Origin of the sequence: Burkholderia sp. Ap-955 (assembly GCF_011753045.1) — a bacterium.
GTDB lineage: Bacteria > Pseudomonadota > Gammaproteobacteria > Burkholderiales > Burkholderiaceae > Burkholderia > Burkholderia lata_D.
In genome coordinates this window covers 1-560 of the sequence record NZ_VWWH01000234.1, presented here as the reverse complement: position 1 = coordinate 560, position 560 = coordinate 1, and the positions used below count along the sequence as shown (strand labels likewise).

Genomic DNA, 560 nt, shown 5'->3' with positions numbered 1-560 from the left:
CGTGTACTCGTTCAACGAGTCGAAGCTGGTGACGGTGTGGTCGGGCTTCTCGCTGAAGTGGTACTCGGCGCTGCTGGACGACGACGAGCTGCTGACCGCCGCGTGGCTGTCGCTGAAGATCGGCCTGTTGACGGCCACCGCGTCGGTCGTGATCGGCACGTGGGCGGGCTTCGTGCTCGCGCGCTTCGGCCGCTTCAAGGGCTTCACGCTGTACACGGGGATGATCAACGCGCCGCTGGTGATTCCGGAAGTGATCCAGGGTATCTCGCTGCTGTTGCTGTTCGTTGCGCTGGAGCAGATGTTCGGCTGGCCGAAGGGGCGCGGGATGGTGACGATCTGGATCGGTCACGTGATGCTGTGCGTGTCGTACGTGGCGATCATCGTGCAGTCGCGCGTGAAGGAGATGAACAAGTCGCTGGAAGAGGCGGCGCTGGATCTCGGTGCGACGCCGCTGAAGGTGTTCTTCGTGGTGACGCTGCCGCTGATCTCGCAGGCGCTGCTGTCGGGGTGGCTGCTGTCGTTCACGCTGTCGATCGACGACCTGGTGCTGTCGGCGTTCC

The 560-nt window shown here is 63.9% G+C and carries 1 protein-coding gene; it reads left to right on the top strand.

Going from position 1 to position 560, the window contains the following annotated elements:
• A partial coding sequence (locus tag F3J15_RS38325; RefSeq protein ID WP_166897878.1) for an ABC transporter permease subunit occupies positions 1–560 on the top strand: 560 nt, incomplete at both ends.